Here is a 590-nt window from a genome sequence, read left to right as displayed (position 1 = left end):
TTCACCGCACGCCACGGCGAGTCCATCGGGATCGTCGGGATCAACGGCTCCGGCAAGTCCACCCTGCTACGCGCCATCACCGGCCTCATCCCACCCCACTCCGGCTCCGTCTACGTCGACGGCGAACCCGCCCTGCTCGGCGTCAACGCAGCCCTCATGCCCCAGATGACCGGCTCCAAGAACATCGAGATCGGCGGCCTGGCCCTGGGCATGACCCCCAAGCAGATCGACGACAAGTTCGACGAGGTCGTCGAGTTCGCCGACATCGGCAGCTTCGTCGACCTACCCATGAAGACCTACTCCTCCGGCATGGCCGCCCGCCTCCGCTTCGCCATCAGCTCGGCCGCCATCCCCGACATCCTCATGGTCGACGAAGCCCTCGCCACCGGCGACGCCGCCTTCAAGGCCCGCTCCAAGGCCCGCATCGAAGAGGTCCGCCAACAAGCCGGCACCGTCTTCCTGGTCAGCCACTCCATCTCCACCATCGAAGCCATGTGCACCCGCGTGCTGTGGATGCACCAAGGCCGCCTCGTCATGGACGGACCCGTCGACCAGGTCACCACCGCCTACAAGAAGTTCGTCCGCGCGCA

The 590-nt window shown here is 66.4% G+C and carries 1 protein-coding gene; it reads left to right on the top strand.

Features of this window, described 5'->3' with window-relative positions:
* Positions 1–590 (top strand): ABC transporter ATP-binding protein (locus ACWAT2_RS19360; RefSeq protein WP_402378234.1); only part of this gene is annotated, 590 nt, incomplete at both ends.

It is taken from the genome of Isoptericola sp. GX10416 (genome assembly GCF_056590155.1).
This window is presented reverse-complemented; position numbering and strand designations above follow the sequence as displayed.